The following is an 18,267-nucleotide window of genomic DNA, read 5'->3' on the forward strand; positions in this document are numbered from 1 at the left end:
AGCAACATGACCATGATTTTCGGCGTCCCCCTTGCTGTGCTGTCTGGCCAGCTGCTGATCGGGATTATCAACGGCGCCTTCTACGCTCTGTTAAGCCTTGGCCTCGCGGTTATCTTCGGTCTGCTGAAGATCATCAACTTCGCCCATGGCGCCATGTACATGCTCGGTGCCCTGGTCACCGTGGTTCTGTTTGACCTGCTGGGCGTCAATTACTGGGTCGCGCTCTTCGTCGCTCCCGTACTGGTTGGCGCTTTCGGTATGCTCATCGAATACTTCCTGCTCCGGCGCATTGCCGGCCAGGATCATATCTACAGCCTGCTGCTCACCTTCGGGGTGGCCCTGATCATCCAGGGCGTGCTCACCAATATCTACGGCGTGTCCGGGCTTCGATATTCCATGCCGGATTTGTTCAAAGGCGGCATCAACCTCGGCTTCATGTTCCTGCCGTACTACCGGGCCTGGGTCATCGTAGTGGCCCTGCTGGTGTGTTTCGGCACCTGGTTCATCATCGAGAAAACCAAACTGGGCTCCTACCTCCGGGCAGGCACAGAAGACTCACAGCTCATGCAGGGCTTCGGCATTAACGTACCCTTGCTGGTGAGCCTGACCTACGGATTCGGCGTCATGCTGGCGGCTTTCGCCGGTGTGCTGGCGGCACCCATTTATTCGGTAACTCCGGTGATGGGGTCCAACATTCTCATCGTGGTCTTTGCGGTGGTGGTGATCGGGGGCATGGGCTCCATTGGCGGGGCCATAATCACAGGCATCCTGATGGGCGTAATCGAAGGCCTCACCAAAACGTTTTACCCGCCAGCGTCTTCGGCCGTTATCTTCCTGGTGATGGTCCTGGTGCTGATGATCCGACCCACCGGCCTGTTCGGTAAGGAGGCATAATCATGAACCAGCCTGTTAATCCTGCCGATATTCACAAAGCCATTGTCGAGCAGCAAAAGATCCAGGACCGCAAGAAACTGATGGTGAACGGCGTGCTGCTGCTGTTGCTGCTGGCCGCGCCCTTCGTGATGTACCCGGTCTTCCTGATGAAGATCCTGTGTTTTGCCTTGTTTGCGGTGGCCTTTAACCTGCTATTCGGCTTTACCGGCCTGCTGTCCTTCGGCCATGCGGCCTTCCTGGCCACCGGAGGTTACACCACGGGCTACCTGCTCAGTAACTTCTCCGGCCTGACCACCGAGATGGGCATCATTGCCGGTACCGCCACGGCCACCTTGTTGGGACTGGCCTTTGCGTTATTGTCGATCCGCCGGCAAGGCATCTACTTTGCCATGGTGACCCTGGCGCTGGCACAGTTGGTGTTCTTCTTCTTTGTGCAGTCGGAATTCACCGGCGGCGAAGACGGCATGCACGGCATCCCCCGGGGCGAGCTGTTTGGTCTGATTAACCTCGAAGACAACCTCAACATGTACTACTTCGTGCTGGTGGTGTTCATCGCCTGTTACCTGCTGGTACAGCGCATTGTCAGCAGCCCGTACGGGCAGATCCTGAAAGCCATCAAACAGAACGAACCCAGAGCCGTCTCGCTGGGTTATAACGTGGATCGCTACAAGATCCTGGCCTTTGTGATCTCCGCCGCGCTGGCGGGCCTGGCCGGCTCCATGAAATCCGTGGTGTTCCAGCTGGCGTCCCTCAACGATGCCCACTGGCATATGTCGGGCGAGGTCATCCTGATGACCCTGGTGGGCGGCATGGGTACGCTGCTTGGGCCGGTGGTGGGCGCCACCTTTGTGGTGAACATTGAATACCAGCTGTCCCAGGGGCCCCTGCGCGACTGGGTAGACCCGATCCTCGGCGGCATTTTTGTGCTGACGGTACTGGCCTTCCGCAGCGGGATTGTGGGGGCAATTCAGACCCTGGTGAAACGCAACTTCCGATAATCCAGCAAAACTGGCGCAAGCAGGAGAACCAATGATGAAAGCTGCTTTTATTACCGGCCACGGCGGCAACGAAGTGGTCGAAGTCCGGCACTGTGAAAAGCCTCAGCGCCAGCCCGATGACATTCTGATTCAGATCAAGGCCGCCACTCTCAACCAGGTCGACCTGTACATGCGCAACAGTGGCGCTGGTATTACTCACCAGTTGCCTCAGATTATGGGGGTGGACGGTGCCGGCGTTGTCGCGGAAACCGATGAAACCTGCAGCTATTATGCCAACGGGCAATCCGTGGTGCTGTTTCCGGCCCTCAGTTGTGGTGAGTGCGAATTCTGCCAACAAGGTGATCAGAGCCTTTGCCGGAGGATTCAGTTCCTGGGAGAGCAGACAGACGGCACCTTCGCAGAGTGGATCAGCGTGCCGGCGGCCAATGTTTTTCCAATGCCAGGACATCTCACTTTCGCCGAAGGTGCCGCTCTGGGGGTTAACTTCCTGACCGCCTGGCGGATGCTGTTCACCAAGGCCCAACTGAAACCCTGGGAAACCGTTCTGGTGTTTGGCGTGGGCGGTGGGGTCTCTCTGGCCGCGATGCAACTGGCTAAAGCGGCAGGCGCCAGGGTAATTGTAACCTCACGGGACACAGACAAACTCGACCGCGCCCTGGCCATGGGGGCCGATGCCGCCATCAACAGTCAGCAACAGGATGTGGCGAAAGCAGCGCTGGAATACACGAACGGACGCGGAGTGGATGTGGTGATTGAAAACATCGGCGAAGCAGTCTGGTCCCAGGCCATGAAATCCCTGGTTCGGGGTGGACGGCTGGTCACCTGTGGGGCCACCTCCGGAGCTCAGCCGGGCGCGGATTTGCAGCGCCTGTTCGTGCGTCAGCTACAGATCTTCGGTTCCACCGGCGGCACGCTCGCAGAGTTCCGGGATCTTCTTTCGTTCGTCCAGCACCATCGTATTCAGCCCGTCATTGACAGCGTCTTCTCTCTGAAACAGATTCATAATGCCTTGAATCATCTGGAATCTGGCAAGAAAATGGGGAAAGTGGCCCTGAATCTGTGTGAAGATAGCCATGATTCATAAATTCAGGCATCCGGCCGATGCACCATCTCCGACAGGACAGCACATGTTCGTAAACGAATCCGGCGGCATACCTAACCGGCTTTTCTTCCGACTGTTCCAGACCGGAAACATTCTGCAACGCCAGGTACAGAACGAAATGGGCATCAGCGCCGTCCAGTGGGCGGTGCTGGGGGCACTTTCCCGGGAGGGTTTTGAATCCGGCACCTCCTTCAACCAACTCAAAGGCTACCTGTTTGTCAGTCGCCAGAACCTTGATGGCGTGCTCAAACGCATGGAAAAAGACGGCCACGTGATACGAATGCCAGACCCGGAGGATCGCCGGGCAAGACTGGTGGTTCTGACCAGCGCTGGCCGCGAGTACTGGAACCAACTGCAGGACACCATCACCAACTTCTACCAGCAGGCCTTACAGGGCATGAGCTTTGATGATGGTGTCAGCCTGCTGCACTTGCTCAAGAAGCTGCAGCAGGATCTGATCAATGTCTCCCTCGCCGGCGAAGACGACACGCCAGCGGCTTAACAGCGCTCGATCAGCAGGGCAATACCCTGGCCGACGCCGACACACATGGTACAGAGACCGTACCGACCCTGTTGACGCTGCAGTTGAAGCGCCGCCGTCATCACCAGGCGGGCACCGGACATGCCCAGTGGGTGCCCCAGCGCGATGGCTCCGCCATTGGGGTTTACCCTCGGGTCGTCATCAGCCACACCAAGCTCTCTGAGCACCGCCAGCCCCTGGGCGGCAAATGCCTCGTTCAGCTCAATAACATCGATATCTTCAAGGCCGATCCCCAGGCGCCTCAGGAGTTTCTCAGTGGCAGGGACCGGGCCAATGCCCATCACCGACGGCTCTACACCCGCCGTGGCCATACCCACAATGCGCGCCACCGGCACAAGCCCATGGCCCTCCACCGCCTCACGGCTGGCGACCAACATGGCGGCCGCACCGTCATTCACGCCGGAGGCATTGCCAGCGGTGACACTGCCACCTTCCCGAAAAGGCGCGGGTAAAGCCGCCAGCTTTTCAAACGTCGTACTCCGGGGGTGCTCATCAACCGCTACCACCAGTGGCTCTTGTTTGCGGCGTGGAATCTCTACCGGGACGATCTCATCCTTGAAGATGCCCGAATTCTGGGCGGCCTCAGCCTTTTGCTGTGAACGCAGCGCAAACCGGTCCTGGTCCTCGCGGGAAATCCCGTAGCGTTTCGCCACGTTCTCGGCCGTCTCCGGCATGGATTCAATACCGTACTGCTGCTTCATCAGCGGGTTTACCAGGCGCCAGCCAATGGTGGTATCTTCCAGCATCTGGGCCCGGGAGAAGGCGGTATCGGCCTTGCCCATGACATAAGGCGCCCGGGACATAGACTCCACACCGCCAGCGACGACCAACTCCATCTCACCGGCGGCAATAGCTCTGAATGCGGAGCCCACGGCATCCATGCCTGAGCCGCAGAGCCGGTTCAGAGTAACTCCCGGCACTGAGACCGGAAGGCCCGCCAGGAGCGCCGACATCCGGGCCACGTTGCGGTTGTCTTCCCCCGCCTGATTGGCGCAGCCGAGCATGACTTCATCAATCGCCTCCAGAGCCAGCTTCGGTGCCTGGCCAACGACAGAGCGGATGACGTGGGCCGCGAGATCATCCGGACGCACTGTCGACAGAGAACCGCCGAAACGGCCGATAGCGGTACGACGCGGGTGACAGATAAAAACCTCACGCATGGGGAAAACCTCTGTGGATGTGATCGAACCGGTCGGAAGGGGTCAGCCATCCAAACGCCCTGACCAAAGCTATCAGCCTGAAAGAAATGCCACAATTATATATTTAGCATAAAACCCATAACCGAAATGAATACCCTGGCAGACCGATATTCCCTGTCAAAACAGCAGCTCACCCACCCAGCGCTGGTCATGCACTTGCGCTGCGACTTCCTGCAGAATCACCTCCGTCAGTTTCATGGTTGCGATGGACGGGGGAATATTGCCGGGCGTTGCAATCGCCAGGGTACGCCTGATTTCCGGGCTGATAATCGGCACCACTGCCACCTCGCCCCGGGCGGCCATTTCCTCCACCGAAACCGACGATAGAATGGTATAGCCGAGATTCTGGTTCACCATGTGCGCCATAAGCGGCCAGGCACTGACCTCAAAGGCCATGTTGATCTTCTGCCCCCGGGCCATGGCTTCTTTTTCCATCCGGGCCCGCACGCCGTGCTTTTCTTCCGGCAGTATCAGCGGCAGCCTCAGCACCTCATCCAGGTCGACCGCCTCCCGTTTCGCAAGGTCCGAGTCCGGAGGTGCAATCAGGGCAAAGCGCTCCTCTACCAGTGGCTGGTAACGCAAGTGCCGGTTCTTTTTCTGGTCGTCGGTGATGGCGATGTCCAGTTTCTGTTGCGAAACCATCTGTTGCAGCGTTCCGCTCATGGCAGAGCGAAGCGCCAGCGTTACCCGCGGATAGAGACGACGAAACTCCTTGATAATCGCCGTTGCCAGGCCATGGGACACCGTCGGCAACAGGCCGAGCGTAACGTGCCCGGTGACGCTCCCCGCCACCGCGCTGACATCCGCCTGTAACTGCTCGGCTTCCTGCAATAACGCCCGGGCCCGCTGATACAGGAGCTCGCCCGCTGTGGTCAGTTGCACACCCCGCCCCAGGCGCACAAATACTTCCACATCCAGGGCCTCTTCCAGCATCCGGATCTGCCGGCTAAGCGCTGGTTGGGCGATAAAGAGCGTTTCCGAGGCACGGCTGAAGCTGCCTTTATCCGCGATGGTGATGAAGGTTTTCAGTTGGCGCAGATCAAGTTTCAGGTTGGGATTCATAACCGCATCCAGTAACAGGCAATTGATACCGTATCGGTATAGCAAATATACAAAGTATATAATAGTGGCATTGCGAGGCAGCTGTTAGGGTGTGGCATGGCCCGTAGTTTTAACCAAGGAGCAGCCACACATGACGGTTACCTATCATCGCGAACAAGAGCTCGGCATCATCACAGTCGACAATCCGCCGGTGAACGCCCTGTCCCATGCCGTTCGCCAGGGGCTGAACGATGCCCTTGCCCAGGCCCGGAATGATGACTCCGAGGCGGTCTTGCTGCTCTGCGCGGGCCGGACCTTTGTCGCCGGGGCTGACATCACTGAATTCGGCAAACCCGTGCAGCAACCCTCCCTGCAGCAGGTAAACGAAGCACTAGAATCCCTCAACAAACCGATTATCGCTGCTATTCATGGCACAGCACTGGGCGGCGGATTTGAACTGGCCCTGTGTTGCCACTACCGCTGCGCCAGTCCCTCGGCGGCGGTGGGGCTGCCGGAAGTCAACCTGGGGCTGCTACCGGGTGCCGGAGGCACGCAAAGAGTGCCCCGGCTTACTGGACCCCAAGTAGCCCTGGATATGATCACGGGCGGCCAGAAAATTACAGCGACAGACGCGGCCGGCCTGGGGTTGATCGACCGGGTTCTGGAAGGCGAGCTGAAACCTGCAGCCATCGCCTATGCCCGTGAGCTGATTACCGGCCGGGCGCCCCTGCGACGGATTCGCGACCTTTCCATGCCTGCTTCCGGTTTCGACCAGAACGCGTTCGACGAATACCGCGAGCAGTTGGGCAAACGTAAGCGAGGCCAGCAGGCACCGCAGAAAATCGTCGACTGCATCGAGGCGGCTACCCGGCTGACTTTCGACGAAGGACTGGCATTCGAACGTGAACGCTTTACCGAATGCATGGCCTCGGAACAGTCCGCAGCCCTCCGCCATACCTTCTTCGCCGAACGCACGGCTCCGAAAATCCGTGGCCTGGACACAGCCGTGCAGCCCAGGCCCATCAATCGGGTCGGCATTATCGGTGCCGGCACCATGGGTGGCGGTATCGCCATGGTCTTCGCCAACGCCGGCATACCGGTGACCCTGCTTGAACTGAACGACGAGGGGCTGCAACGCGGCCTGGCCCTGATCGGCAAGAACTACGGCATCACCGTCAGCAAAGGCAAGCTGTCTGAGCAGGAAGCGGCTGCTCGCCAGGCCCGGATTTCCGGCAGCACAGAGTATGAATCCCTGGCCGATGCCGACCTGGTTATCGAAGCGGTGTTCGAGAGCATGGATGTGAAACGCCAGGTATTCAGCAAACTGGATGAAGTCTGCAAACCGGGAGCCATCCTGGCCACCAACACCTCCTACCTGGACGTCAACGAGATTGCCGCCACGACGACCCGGCCAGAGGATGTCGTCGGCATGCACTTTTTCAGCCCCGCCAACGTCATGCGCCTGCTGGAAGTGGTACGTGCAGACAAAACCGCAGACGACGTTCTGGCCACTGCCATGGCGCTGGGCAAGCGTATTGGCAAGGTGCCGGTACTGGCCGGGGTCTGTTATGGCTTCATTGGTAACCGTATGCTCAGACAATATGGCCGGGAAGCCCAGTTGTGCATGATTGAAGGTGCTGCACCAGAGCAGATTGACCGGGTACTGACCAGCTTTGGCATGGCCATGGGCCCTCTGGCCGTTGGCGACCTGGCAGGCCTGGATATAGGCTATAAGGCCCGCCAGGCACTGACAGCTGAACAGAAGGGCGACCCCAGAACCTATTGCATTGCCGATGCCCTGGTAGAACAGGGTCGGCTGGGACAGAAAACCGGTGCCGGCTATTACCGCTACGACCCACAAACCCGCGCGCGAACATCAGACCCGGAAGTGCTGGAGATTATCCAGGCGCAGGCGGCACAACACGGCGTTCAGCAACGGGAGCTTTCGGATGGGGAAATTCTGGACCGACACCTGTTGGCACTGATCAATGAGGGTTTCCGGATTCTGGAGGAAGGGATCGCCCAACGGGCCAGCGATATTGATGTGGTATACGTGTGTGGCTATGGATTTCCGTCTTACCGGGGTGGCCCGATGTTCCACGCCAGCCAGCGCGGCCTGAAAAATGTCTACGACAGTATTCTGAAGCTTCAGAAACATACCGGCGAGGCGCACTGGGCACCCGCTCCGTTATTGAAGCAACTGGTAAGTGAGGGCAGAAGCCTCAGTGATTGGGAATCTGATAGAACCTGAAAAGCAACACCGCTCTGGCCAAGGATGACCGGAGCGGTGTTGAGAGGTCACAACAGCAGGGTACGAATATCCCCGAGCAGCTGCGTCAGCAGGTTGGTAAACCGGGCAGCATCCGCTCCGTTCACCGCGCGGTGGTCGTAAGACAGTGACAGCGGCAGCATCAGCCGCGGCTGGAACTCCTTGCCGTCCCACACCGGTTTCATGGAGGCTTTGGACACACCCAGAATCGCCACTTCCGGCGTATTCACGATCGGAGTGAACGCGGTACCACCAATGCCCCCCAGGCTGGTGATGGTAAAGCAGGCGCCCTGCATTTCGGCCGGCTTCAGCTGCTTGTCTCTCGCCTTCTGGGCCAGTTCGGCGCTCTCAGCGGCCAGTTCCCACAGGCCTTTCTGGTCAACATCCCGGATCACCGGCACCATCAGGCCATGGGGCGTATCCACCGCAATGCCGATGTGGATGTACTTCTTACGCACTACCTCTTTGCGTTCCATGTCCAGAGACACGTTGAACTGAGGCAGTTCCGCCAACGCGGCGGCGCAGGCCTTGAGCAGGAACGGCAGCGGGGTCATCTTCACGCCACGCTTTTCGCCGGCTGCTTTCTGGGCCTTGCGGAAGTCTTCCATTTCGGTGATATCGGCATCGTCGAACTGGGTCACATGGGGCACGTTCAGCCAGCTGCGCTGCATGTTGGCGGCCGTTACCGCCATCATACGGGACATGCCTTCACGCTCAACCTCACCAAACTGGCTGAAGTCCGGCAGTTTCACGCCCGGAATACCCGAACCGGTAGCCACGCCGCCACCCTGCTGGGCTTGCTGCAACTGGCTCTTCACATAACCGTGAACGTCGTCTTTGGTGATTCGGCCTTTCGGGCCGGAACCTTTCACCCGGGTCAGATCCGCCCCCAGCTCACGGGCCAGCTTGCGTACCGCCGGGCCCGCATGCACCTTGGTGCCAGGCGCAGGTGGCTCATAGGTAGCACCCTGAGGTTGCGAAGCAGACTCTGCAGCCGGTTTCTCGGCTTTGGCCTCAGGCGTTTCGGATGCCTGGCCAGACGACGTTTCCGCCTCCGGCTCATCGTCGGCGCTGTCTCCGTCATCCTCGATGATCATTTCCAGCAGATCATCGCCTTCAGACAAGGTGTCGCCTTCTTTCACCAGAAGCTTGCCGATCTTGCCGGAGGCCGGTGCCGGAATTTCCATGGTGGCCTTGTCGGATTCAACCGTCACCAGGGCATCTTCCTGCTCAACCGTGTCACCTTCAGACACGTTGAGCTCGATCACCGGGATGTTTTCCATGCCGTCCAGGCTTGGCACCTTCACCACTTCGGTGCGGGAGCCGCCGGATTTCTTTTTCGGGGCAGGCTTGCTCTCTTGCGCCGCCGGTTGCTCTTGCGGCTCCGGCTCAGCCTCAGGAGCGCTGTCGCTCGGGGCCTCGTCGCCGCTGGCGCCGCCAGCCGCATCGAGCATACCGATAACGTCACCTTCCTTGACCTTGTCGCCCACTTTTACCGTAATTTTGGTGATTTTCCCGGCCTCGGGAGAGGGGAGCTCCACGGACGCCTTGTCGGTTTCCAGCGTCAAAATCGGATCTTCGGCTTCTACCGTGTCCCCTTCGCTGGCGATGATTTCGATGATCTCGACTTCATCAGCGCCGCCGAGATCGGGAACCTTGATTTCCTGTTCACTCATGGCGGTCTCCTTAGCTCAGCACCGGGTTCGGTTTGTTGCGATCGATTCCGTACTTGCGCATGGCTTCAAGAACCTGTTCCTGCTTGACCTCGCCATCGGCGGCCAGCGCTGCCAGCGCGGTCACCGCCACATAGTAGCGATCAACTTCGAAGAAGTTACGCAGCTTCTCGCGGGTGTCACTGCGGCCAAAGCCGTCGGTGCCCAGCGTCATAAAGGTTTTCGGGATGAATGCCCGCAACTGCTCGGAGTGTAGCTTGATGTAGTCGGTCGACGACACCACCGGCCCCTGAGCACCTTCCAGGCACTGGGTGACATAAGCCTTGCGCGGCTTGTCATCCGGGTGCAGGTGGTTCCAGCGCTCTACATGCTGGCCATCACGGGCCAGTTCGTTGAAACTGGTGACACTCCAAACATCCGATGCCACGCCCCAGTCATCTCTCAGCATCTCTGCCGCAGCCCGAACCTCATTCATGATCGCGCCAGCACCGAGCAACTGAACCCGCGGGCTCTTCTTCTTACCTTTTACTTCCACCGATTCAAACTTGTACATCCCCTTGATGATGCCTTCTTCGCAATCTTTCGGCATCGCAGGCTGTGCGTAGTTTTCATTCTCAATGGTCAGGTAATAGAAGACGTTCTGGTTGTCCTCAAACATTTCCTTCATACCCTGGCGAATCACCACCGCCATCTCGTACCCGAAGGCCGGGTCGTAGGCCTTACAGTTCGGGATGGTATTGGCCAGAATGTGGCTGTGGCCATCCTGGTGCTGCAGGCCTTCACCGTTCAGCGTGGTGCGGCCAGCGGTACCACCAATCAGGAAGCCCCGGGCCTGAATGTCACCAGACGCCCACGCCAGGTCGCCAACGCGCTGGAAGCCGAACATGGAGTAGAACACGTAGAACGGAATCAGCGGAAAGCTGTTGGTGCTGTACGAAGTCGCTGCGGCCATCCAGGTAGACATGGCACCGGCTTCGTTAATACCTTCCTGCAGGATCTGGCCTTTCTTGTCTTCACGGTAGTACATGATCTGGTCGCGATCCTGGGGCACGTACTTCTGGCCTTCGGCCGTGTAAATACCCAACTGACGGAACATGCCTTCCATACCAAAAGTACGCGCTTCGTCCGGTACAATCGGCACAACCCGCTTGCCAATCCGCTTGTCTTTCACCAATGCACTCAGAATACGCACAAAGGCCATGGTGGTAGAGATTTCACGGCCATCGGAGCCTTCCAGCACCTGCTTGAAGATATCCAGTTCCGGAATCTGCAGCGGCTGGCAATCCTTGTTGCGCTTGGGATAGAAGCCTCCCAGTTCCTGTCTGCGCTTCTTCATGTACACCAGCTCCGGACTGTCCGGCGCCGGGCGATAGTATGGTACTTCTTCCAGCTCTTCGTCTTTCAGCGGAATGCCGAAGCGATCGCGGAATGACTTCAACGTGTCGATGTCGAGCTTTTTCAGGGAGTGCGTGGTGTTTTGCGCCTCACCAGCCGCACCAAAGCCGTAGCCTTTGATAGTGTGGGCCAGGATAACCGTGGGCTTGCCGTTCGCCTGATTCACAGCTCTATGATAGGCCGCATACACTTTATAGGGATCGTGGCCACCACGGTTCAGCTTGTTAATATCCTCATCGGAAAGATTCTCAGCCAGCTTGGCCAGCTTCGGATGCTTCTCAAAAAACTCTTTCCGGGTGAACGCGGGGCCCTTGAACGTCAGGTTCTGCAGCTCACCGTCGCAAAGCTCGTCCATGGCCCTTTGCATAACGCCATCTTCGTCTTTCTCAAACAGGGGGTCCCACATGCGGCCCCAGACGACCTTGATCACGTTCCAGCCAGCGCCGCGGAAGACGCCTTCCAGTTCCTGGACGATCTTGCCATTGCCCCGAACCGGGCCATCCAGACGCTGCAGGTTGCAGTTCACCACCCAGATCAGGTTGTCGAGCTTTTCGCGGCCCGCCTTGGAGATGGAGCCCAGGGTTTCCGGCTCATCACACTCACCGTCACCGACAAAAGCCCAGACCTTACGGCCATCCATGTCGATCAGCTCACGGCTGTGCATATACTTCATCACGTGAGCCTGATAGATGGACTGAATAGGCCCAAGCCCCATGGACACCGTGGGGAACTGCCAGTAATCCGGCATCAGCCAGGGGTGCGGGTAGGAAGACAGGCCATCGCCGTCGACTTCTTCGCGGTATTTGTCCAGCTGCCCTTCAGTAAATCGGCCTTCCAGGAAGGAGCGGGCGTAGATGCCCGGAGATGCGTGGCCCTGGAAATAGACCAGATCCGAGGCACGCTCTTCACCACCACCGTGGAAGAAATAGTTGAACCCGACGTCGTACAGGGTCGCCGCCGAGGAGAATGTGGAAATATGCCCACCCAGGTCGCCCGGGCGCTTGTTGGCCCGCACCACCATCGCCATGGCGTTCCAGCGAATCAGCGAACGAATGCGCCGCTCCATGAACAGATCACCCGGCATCCGCGCTTCCTGTGTTACCGGAATGCTGTTACGGAACGGCGTGGTAATGGAATACGGCAATTCGGTGCCATCGCGACTGGCGCGCTCCGATAACCGCTCAAGAATGTACTTGGCCCGGTCTACCCCTTCGTTCTCGATCAGAGATTCCAGGGCGTCCAGCCATTCGCTGGTTTCAATGGGATCATCATCCTGGTACATCAAACCCTCCCCTTGGCAACAGAATGTGCAACGTGGGCCACGATCAGCAGCCAATACACGGTGCATAGTCGATATGCAGTGTTTGTTTTTGGAAATATCAGCTTGGAAGAAAGGCTGAACAGCGAGACTGACCTCCTTCAAGCATAGAACAGCATTTCTGTTTTTCCTGCCGGGCGCGGTGCCCGCGTAGAAAACCACTCAAACTTTCGTACTTTTACTACAAAATTACGTCAAAACACAAACAAACAACCGTTTGAATCGCAAATAACGCAGGTTTATTTCGACTAGTTACGCAATAGTGGCGAGATTCCTACGCCTCGACAAGCGGACTCAGACCAAGGTCTGAGCAAGCCAGCAGCCCATTTACATTGCGACACTAAAAATAAACCCTGAAAAAACAATAGCCGAACCTGAAACCTGATCAAAAATCGCACCAAAATCGGCGAGTTTTCGTCGTAATGGTGAAATTTCCAACTTTATTTAATCGTTAGACCTGAAAATAATCTTCGATTTATGTATACTCTGCCGCCCGTTTTTTAACCAGCCGAGGAGGCGCTCTCCGCCTTCCTCTAGTTTTCCAGCCACTTAACAGAGGGCGATTTATGAATTCCATCGTCACCTTCCCGAACCGGATTCCTGTTCAGGAATTCGAAGAACGCCGCTTTCAGGTGTATACCGACCGCCAGTTCGACAAGATCGACGCCATTCAGAACCTGTCGGAAGACACCCTGTTCGAAATGAAAGTGGTTGCCAGCGTGCTGCCATTCCGGGTTAACGAGTACGTGATCAACGAGCTGATCCAGTGGGACAAGGTACCCAACGACCCGATTTACCAGTTGGTTTTCCCTCAGAAAGGCATGCTCAAGGACGAACATTACGAGCGTATGGCAAAACTGCACAGGGAAGGTGCCGATAAAAAGGAAATTCAGGCCGCAGCCAAAGTGATCCGGGACGAACTGAACCCGCACCCGGCTGGCCAGATGGAAATGAACATGCCAACGCTGGACGGTGAAGTGCTGGATGGCGTGCAGCACAAATACCGCGAAACCGTGCTGTTTTTCCCGTCCCAGGGCCAAACCTGCCACAGCTACTGCACCTTCTGCTTCCGATGGGCCCAGTTTGTTGGTGACAAAGACCTGAAAATGGCCAGCACCGATGCCGAGAAGCTGCACGGCTACCTGCAGGCGCACACCGAGGTCACCGACCTGCTGGTGACCGGCGGCGACCCCATGGTGATGAAAACCAGAAACCTGGTGCAGTACCTGGAACCGCTGCTGGAGCCGGAGTTCGACCACATCCAGACTATCCGTATCGGCACCAAGGCCCTGACCTTCTGGCCCTACCGGTTCGTGACCGATAAGGACGCCGATGAGCTGATAGAACTGTTCGCCAAACTGGTGGATGCGGGCAAGCATGTGGCGATCATGGCCCACTACAACCACTGGCAGGAAATCAGCACCGACATCGCCGAAGAGGCGATCCGCCGCATCCGCGCCACCGGCGCCGAAATTCGCGCTCAGGGCCCCCTGATCAAGCATGTGAACGACAACGCCGACGACTGGGCCAAACTGTGGAAGCGCGAAGTCAAGCTGGGCATCATCCCCTATTACATGTTTGTGGAGCGGGACACCGGTGCCAAGAACTACTTTGAGGTGCCCCTGGCCGAGGCCTACCGCATCTACCGCGAAGCTATGAAGCAGGTGTCCGGCCTGGCCCGCACCGCCCGCGGCCCGAGCATGAGCGCCGGCCCTGGCAAGGTCGAGATCCAAGGCATCACCGAAATCAACGGCGAGAAGGTCTTCGTGCTGCGCTTCCTGCAGGGTCGCAACCCGGACTGGTTCCAACGCCCCTTCTTCGCCAAGTACAGCGAAACCGCCACCTGGCTGCACGAGCTGGAACCCGCCTTCGGGGAAGAGAAGTTCTTCTTTGAAGAAGAGTACGAGGCGATGCAGAAGGGCAATGGCTGAGCCCTCGCCCTACAGGATCTGGCCCGCTTGACCGGGTCAGATCACCGCTTCGGCACAAATTCCGCGGGCTTCTCCCGAATCCACGCCACAAAGCCCCTCAATTCCTCCAACTCCAGCAACGTCTCCCGGGTGTTGTAGTACAGCCCCAGCTCCTGCTCGGAACGGGCCTTGTGAATGGCATTGTGGCAGGGGCGGCACACCCAGAGGGTTCGGGTGATCAGGTCTTCTTTACTGAACAGTTTCTGAAAACGCTTCTTGCGATGCAGGTGTTTGGGTATCAGGTGGTGCCGGGTGAGCTGCACCACGGGGCGTTCGCAGAGTTCACAGCATTCAGGCTGGGGAGGGAGTTTCAGCATCGTTAATCAGTGACAGGAGCCAGTCGGCGACACCACCGGCTGGCCCGTTATTCCTGTAAAGCCGTTCAGGCGGCTCAGTGCATCAGCGTATACAGTTTTCTACGGTAGGTGCGCACATCCGGATTGTTGTTGCCCAGCTTTTCGAACAGTTCTACCAGTGTGGTCTTGGCGATACCGTCTTTGTAGCCGCCATCCGCCTGCATCAAGCGAATCAGCAAGTCCATGGCCTCGGCATTCTGCTCCTGCAATACCTTGTGCAAGGACAGCTGATGAAGCGCTTCCGGGTCTTTCGGGTTGGCTTCGAGCTTTGCCACCAACTCGGCCTCTGGCGGCAACTCACCAGACTGCTTCAGAAATTTCACCCGCGCTGCCAATTGCCTGGCCTTGTGTTGCAGCTTTTCTTCCGGCGGCAGGCTGTTCAGCACCTGCTCTGCCGTTTCCAGATCACCCTGCTCCGCTTTCAATTGGGCCAGATCAATCAGCACGTCCAGGTTTTCCGGATCTTTCTGGTTCATCTCAGTGAGAATCGCCAGAGCTCCCTCAATGTCGCCCGCTTCCCACAGCGCCTGTGCCTTTTCGTAAGGGTCTTCCGCCGGGGCTTCCACATGTTTCTCCAGCACCTTGCGGATCTCACTCTCGGGCAGGGCACCGTTGAAACCGTCCACCGCCTGGCCGTCTTTCACCAGGATCACCGTAGGCAGGCTACGCACTCCCAGGGAGGCAGTCAGCTCCTGCTGCTCATCCGCGTTCACTTTGGCCAGCTGAAAACCACCCTGATACTCCTCCGCCAGCTTCTGCAGAATCGGCATCAGCTGCTTGCAGGGCGCGCACCAGTCTGCCCACACGTCCACCAGAATTGGCGTGGTGGCAGAGGCGTCCATAACTTTTTCCTGAAAATTGTCGGCGGTGGCGTCGAAGATGTACGGCGAATTGCTCATGAGTCGCAAACCTGAGGCAAATAATGGATTTGTTTTTGGATATGGTGCCTACAGATAAAAAAACAAGCCAGCTTGAAATACCCGGAGTCGTCGTTACATAGGTCTTAAACCTCACACGCCCTGACGGCCATCCGTTATGGAGAGCAGCCCGGTATGAATGACGAAAACCGCAAAGACTCCCTGGAAGAATTTGAAGAAGACATTACCGAGTACATCGGTAAAGACGAAAACAGCAAGAGCCTGGCGCTGCCGCAACAGATGATGCCCCAACGCATGTATGTGCTGCCGGTGTCCAACCGCCCTTTTTTCCCGGCGCAGGTGCAGCCGGTGATGGTGAATCAGGACCCCTGGCAGGAAACCCTGAAACGAGTGGGCGAAACTGACCACAAGATTCTGGGCATCTGCTTTGTGGAAGATCCGGAGTCCGATACCGGCATCCCCGCCAGCTCCGAACTGGAAACCATGGGCTGCGCGGTGCGGGTCCATCATGCCCAGAGTGAAGGCGGCAAGGTTCAGTTCATTGCCCAGGGCATGCAGCGCTTCAAGATCGTGCAATGGCTTCGCCGCAAACCACCCTATCTGGTGGAGGTGGAATACCCGCAAGAACCGGAAGAACCTGCAGACGAGCTAAAGGCCTACACTCTGGCCATCATCAGCGCCATCAAGGAGTTGCTGCGCACCAACCCTCTGTATGGCGAAGAGGTAAAACAGTATCTGTCGCGGTTTGGCCCGGATGACAGCTCGCCCCTGGCTGATTTCGGCGCCTCCATGACCAGCGCTCCCGGGGGCGAACTCCAGGATGTACTGGATACCGTGCCACTGCTTCGCCGCATGGAAAAAGTCTTGTTGCTGATGCGCAAGGAGCAGGAAGTTGCCCGCCTGCAATCCGAAATCAACGAGGAAGTGAACGAGAAGGTGCAGAAGCACCAGCGGGAGTTCTTCCTGCGGGAACAGCTGAAGGTTATCCAGCGGGAACTGGGTATCGCCAAAGACGACAAAACTGCCGATGTGGAACGGTTCGAGTCGCGGATGGCGGAACTGAATCCGCCTGAGGGTGTGCTTGAGCGCTTCCGGGACGAGATACAGAAGTTACAGGTGCTGGAGCAGGGGTCGCCGGAGTATGGCGTTACCCGCAACTATCTGGACTGGCTGACCCAGGTACCCTGGGGCATTCATTCCGACGATCACTTTGACCTGGCAGCTGCGCGCCGCATTCTGGATCGGGATCATGATGGCCTGGATGATGTGAAAGATCGCATTATCGAATTCCTGGCGGAGGGCTCGTTCAAGGGTGAAGTGAGTGGTTCCATACTGCTGCTGGTGGGCCCGCCGGGGGTGGGTAAAACCTCGATCGGGCATTCGGTAGCCGATGCCCTGGGCCGGAAGTTCTATCGATTCAGCGTGGGTGGCATGCGCGACGAGGCCGAAATCAAGGGCCACCGCCGTACTTACATTGGCGCCATGCCCGGTAAGTTCGTGCAGGCCCTTAAAGACAGCAAGGTGGCCAACCCGGTGATCATGCTGGATGAAATCGACAAAATTGGCAGCTCGTACCAGGGCGACCCGGCATCGGCTTTGCTGGAAACTCTCGATCCGGAGCAGAACCGGGAGTTTCTCGATCACTACCTCGACGTTCGCATGGACCTCTCCAAGGTACTATTCATCTGCACCGCCAACCAGTTAGACACCATTCCACGGCCTCTACTCGATCGCATGGACGTGATTCGGTTGTCGGGCTACATCGGTGAAGAAAAACTGGCGATCGCCAAACACTTTCTGCTGCCACGCCTGCTCAAGCGGGCCGGGCTGCTGAAGAAGCAACTGAACATCACCGATGCCGCCATTCGCCAGGTAATCGAAGGCTATGCCCGGGAAGCCGGGGTTCGGAATCTCGAGAAGCTGCTGCACAAGATTGTTCGCAAGGGCATTGTGAAACTGCTGGAGCACCCCGATGAGCCGGTGAAAGTGGGCGTGAGTGATATTCCGCAGTACCTTGGCCAACCCGCATTCAAGAAAGAAAAATCTCTGAAGGGCATTGGTGTGGTTACCGGCCTGGCCTGGACTGCCATGGGCGGCGCCACCCTCAGCATCGAGGCGTCGCGCATTCACAGCAGCCAGCGCGGCTTCAAGCTGACCGGGCAACTGGGGGATGTGATGCGGGAATCGGCAGAAATTGCCTACAGTTTTGTGTCGTCCAACCTGAAACGGTTCAAAGGCGATCCCACCTTCTTCGACAAGTCGTTTGTGCACCTGCACGTACCGGAGGGCGCCACCCCCAAAGACGGCCCGAGCGCTGGCATCACCATGGCCACGGCGCTGCTATCTATCGCCCGCAAAGAAGCCCCAATGCAAAACCTGGCGATGACCGGCGAACTGACTCTGACCGGGCAGGTGCTGCCGGTAGGCGGCATTCGGGAAAAGGTGATCGCCGCACGGCGCCAGAAAATCAGCAACCTGATTCTGCCGGAGGCCAACCGGGGAGATTACGAGGAACTACCGGAGTACCTGAAAACCGGCCTGACGGTGAACTTTGCCGGACACTTTAATGACGTGTTTCAGGTGTGCTTCGGCAACAAGCCGCGGAAGGAGGCTTCTGTCCACTGAGCGAAGGG

13 protein-coding genes are annotated in these 18,267 nt (G+C 58.0%); 7 read left to right on the plus strand and 6 right to left on the minus strand.

Annotation, left to right across the window (positions count from 1 at the left end):
• The first annotated feature begins 6 nt into the window (after positions 1-6).
• Genes C7H09_RS08225 through C7H09_RS08240 form a run of 4 tightly spaced genes read left to right on the plus strand, consistent with a single transcriptional unit; the run spans position 7 to position 3,496 of the window.
• Entirely contained in the window at positions 7-894 is an 888-nt protein-coding gene (locus C7H09_RS08225; RefSeq protein WP_106762237.1) for a branched-chain amino acid ABC transporter permease, read from the plus strand.
• A 2-nt stretch (positions 895-896) separates the two neighbouring features.
• Positions 897-1,892 (plus strand): branched-chain amino acid ABC transporter permease, encoded by a 996-nt coding sequence (locus C7H09_RS08230; protein ID WP_106762079.1) that lies wholly within the window; start codon positions 897-899, stop codon positions 1,890-1,892.
• Positions 1,893-1,923: 31 nt separating this feature from the next.
• Positions 1,924-2,976: a zinc-binding dehydrogenase gene (locus C7H09_RS08235; protein ID WP_206074294.1), complete on the plus strand. Its 1,053-nt coding sequence runs from the start codon at positions 1,924-1,926 to the stop codon at positions 2,974-2,976.
• A 43-nt stretch (positions 2,977-3,019) separates the two neighbouring features.
• Positions 3,020-3,496: a MarR family winged helix-turn-helix transcriptional regulator gene (locus C7H09_RS08240; RefSeq protein ID WP_106762080.1), complete on the plus strand. Its 477-nt coding sequence runs from the start codon at positions 3,020-3,022 to the stop codon at positions 3,494-3,496.
• Here C7H09_RS08240 and pcaF read toward each other — a convergent pair.
• On the minus strand, positions 3,493-4,695 hold the full coding sequence (gene pcaF / locus C7H09_RS08245; protein ID WP_106762081.1) for a 3-oxoadipyl-CoA thiolase: 1,203 nt from the start codon (positions 4,693-4,695) through the stop codon (positions 3,493-3,495). The two genes, C7H09_RS08240 and pcaF, sit on opposite strands and share 4 nt — an antisense overlap.
• A 156-nt stretch (positions 4,696-4,851) precedes the next feature.
• The gene (locus C7H09_RS08250) at positions 4,852-5,796 is read right to left on the minus strand and encodes a LysR family transcriptional regulator (protein WP_106762082.1); all 945 of its coding nucleotides are present in this window, start codon (positions 5,794-5,796) and stop codon (positions 4,852-4,854) included.
• A 130-nt stretch (positions 5,797-5,926) separates the two neighbouring features.
• Between C7H09_RS08250 and C7H09_RS08255 the strand changes: the two genes are divergently transcribed.
• Positions 5,927-8,026 (plus strand): 3-hydroxyacyl-CoA dehydrogenase NAD-binding domain-containing protein, encoded by a 2,100-nt coding sequence (locus C7H09_RS08255; RefSeq protein WP_106762083.1) that lies wholly within the window; start codon positions 5,927-5,929, stop codon positions 8,024-8,026.
• 47 nt (positions 8,027-8,073) lie between these two features.
• Here C7H09_RS08255 and aceF read toward each other — a convergent pair whose 3' ends face one another.
• Entirely contained in the window at positions 8,074-9,720 is a 1,647-nt protein-coding gene (aceF, locus tag C7H09_RS08260) for a dihydrolipoyllysine-residue acetyltransferase (protein ID WP_106762084.1), read from the minus strand.
• A 10-nt stretch (positions 9,721-9,730) separates the two neighbouring features.
• Complete coding sequence (gene aceE / locus C7H09_RS08265) at positions 9,731-12,394, minus strand: pyruvate dehydrogenase (acetyl-transferring), homodimeric type (protein ID WP_106762085.1); 2,664 nt, start codon at positions 12,392-12,394, stop codon at positions 9,731-9,733.
• Positions 12,395-12,996: 602 nt separating this feature from the next.
• Here aceE and C7H09_RS08270 point away from each other — a divergent pair.
• The gene (locus C7H09_RS08270; protein WP_106762086.1) at positions 12,997-14,361 is read left to right on the plus strand and encodes a KamA family radical SAM protein; all 1,365 of its coding nucleotides are present in this window, start codon (positions 12,997-12,999) and stop codon (positions 14,359-14,361) included.
• Positions 14,362-14,402: 41 nt separating this feature from the next.
• Here C7H09_RS08270 and C7H09_RS08275 read toward each other — a convergent pair whose 3' ends face one another.
• The gene (locus C7H09_RS08275; RefSeq protein WP_106762087.1) at positions 14,403-14,717 is read right to left on the minus strand and encodes a hypothetical protein; all 315 of its coding nucleotides are present in this window, start codon (positions 14,715-14,717) and stop codon (positions 14,403-14,405) included.
• Between the two features lie 74 nt (positions 14,718-14,791).
• Positions 14,792-15,655 carry a thioredoxin gene (trxA, locus tag C7H09_RS08280; RefSeq protein ID WP_106762088.1) on the minus strand — a complete coding sequence of 288 codons (864 nt, stop codon included), beginning with the start codon at positions 15,653-15,655 and terminating at the stop codon, positions 14,792-14,794.
• Between the two features lie 153 nt (positions 15,656-15,808).
• On the opposite strand from trxA, the gene lon reads away from it, so the two are divergent.
• The gene (lon, locus tag C7H09_RS08285; RefSeq protein WP_106762089.1) at positions 15,809-18,259 is read left to right on the plus strand and encodes an endopeptidase La; all 2,451 of its coding nucleotides are present in this window, start codon (positions 15,809-15,811) and stop codon (positions 18,257-18,259) included.
• The last annotated feature ends 8 nt before the right edge of the window (positions 18,260-18,267 follow it).

The sequence above is a fragment of the Marinobacter fuscus genome (assembly GCF_003007675.1).
In the GTDB taxonomy this organism is placed as follows: domain Bacteria; phylum Pseudomonadota; class Gammaproteobacteria; order Pseudomonadales; family Oleiphilaceae; genus Marinobacter; species Marinobacter fuscus.

Excerpts from the sequence above, each read along its gene's own strand:
- lon (WP_106762089.1), top strand. The coding sequence starts at position 15,809 with ATGAATGACGAAAACCGCAAAGACTCCCTGGAAGAATTTGAAGAAGAC.
- trxA (WP_106762088.1), bottom strand. The coding sequence starts at position 15,655 with ATGAGCAATTCGCCGTACATCTTCGACGCCACCGCCGACAATTTTCAG.
- aceF (WP_106762084.1), bottom strand. The coding sequence starts at position 9,720 with ATGAGTGAACAGGAAATCAAGGTTCCCGATCTCGGCGGCGCTGATGAA.
- pcaF (WP_106762081.1), bottom strand. The coding sequence starts at position 4,695 with ATGCGTGAGGTTTTTATCTGTCACCCGCGTCGTACCGCTATCGGCCGT.
- C7H09_RS08235 (WP_206074294.1), top strand. The coding sequence starts at position 1,924 with ATGATGAAAGCTGCTTTTATTACCGGCCACGGCGGCAACGAAGTGGTC.
- C7H09_RS08250 (WP_106762082.1), bottom strand. The coding sequence starts at position 5,796 with ATGAATCCCAACCTGAAACTTGATCTGCGCCAACTGAAAACCTTCATC.
- C7H09_RS08275 (WP_106762087.1), bottom strand. The coding sequence starts at position 14,717 with ATGCTGAAACTCCCTCCCCAGCCTGAATGCTGTGAACTCTGCGAACGC.
- C7H09_RS08225 (WP_106762237.1), top strand. The coding sequence starts at position 7 with ATGACCATGATTTTCGGCGTCCCCCTTGCTGTGCTGTCTGGCCAGCTG.
- C7H09_RS08230 (WP_106762079.1), top strand. The coding sequence starts at position 897 with ATGAACCAGCCTGTTAATCCTGCCGATATTCACAAAGCCATTGTCGAG.
- C7H09_RS08270 (WP_106762086.1), top strand. The coding sequence starts at position 12,997 with ATGAATTCCATCGTCACCTTCCCGAACCGGATTCCTGTTCAGGAATTC.
- aceE (WP_106762085.1), bottom strand. The coding sequence starts at position 12,394 with ATGTACCAGGATGATGATCCCATTGAAACCAGCGAATGGCTGGACGCC.
- C7H09_RS08255 (WP_106762083.1), top strand. The coding sequence starts at position 5,927 with ATGACGGTTACCTATCATCGCGAACAAGAGCTCGGCATCATCACAGTC.
- C7H09_RS08240 (WP_106762080.1), top strand. The coding sequence starts at position 3,020 with ATGTTCGTAAACGAATCCGGCGGCATACCTAACCGGCTTTTCTTCCGA.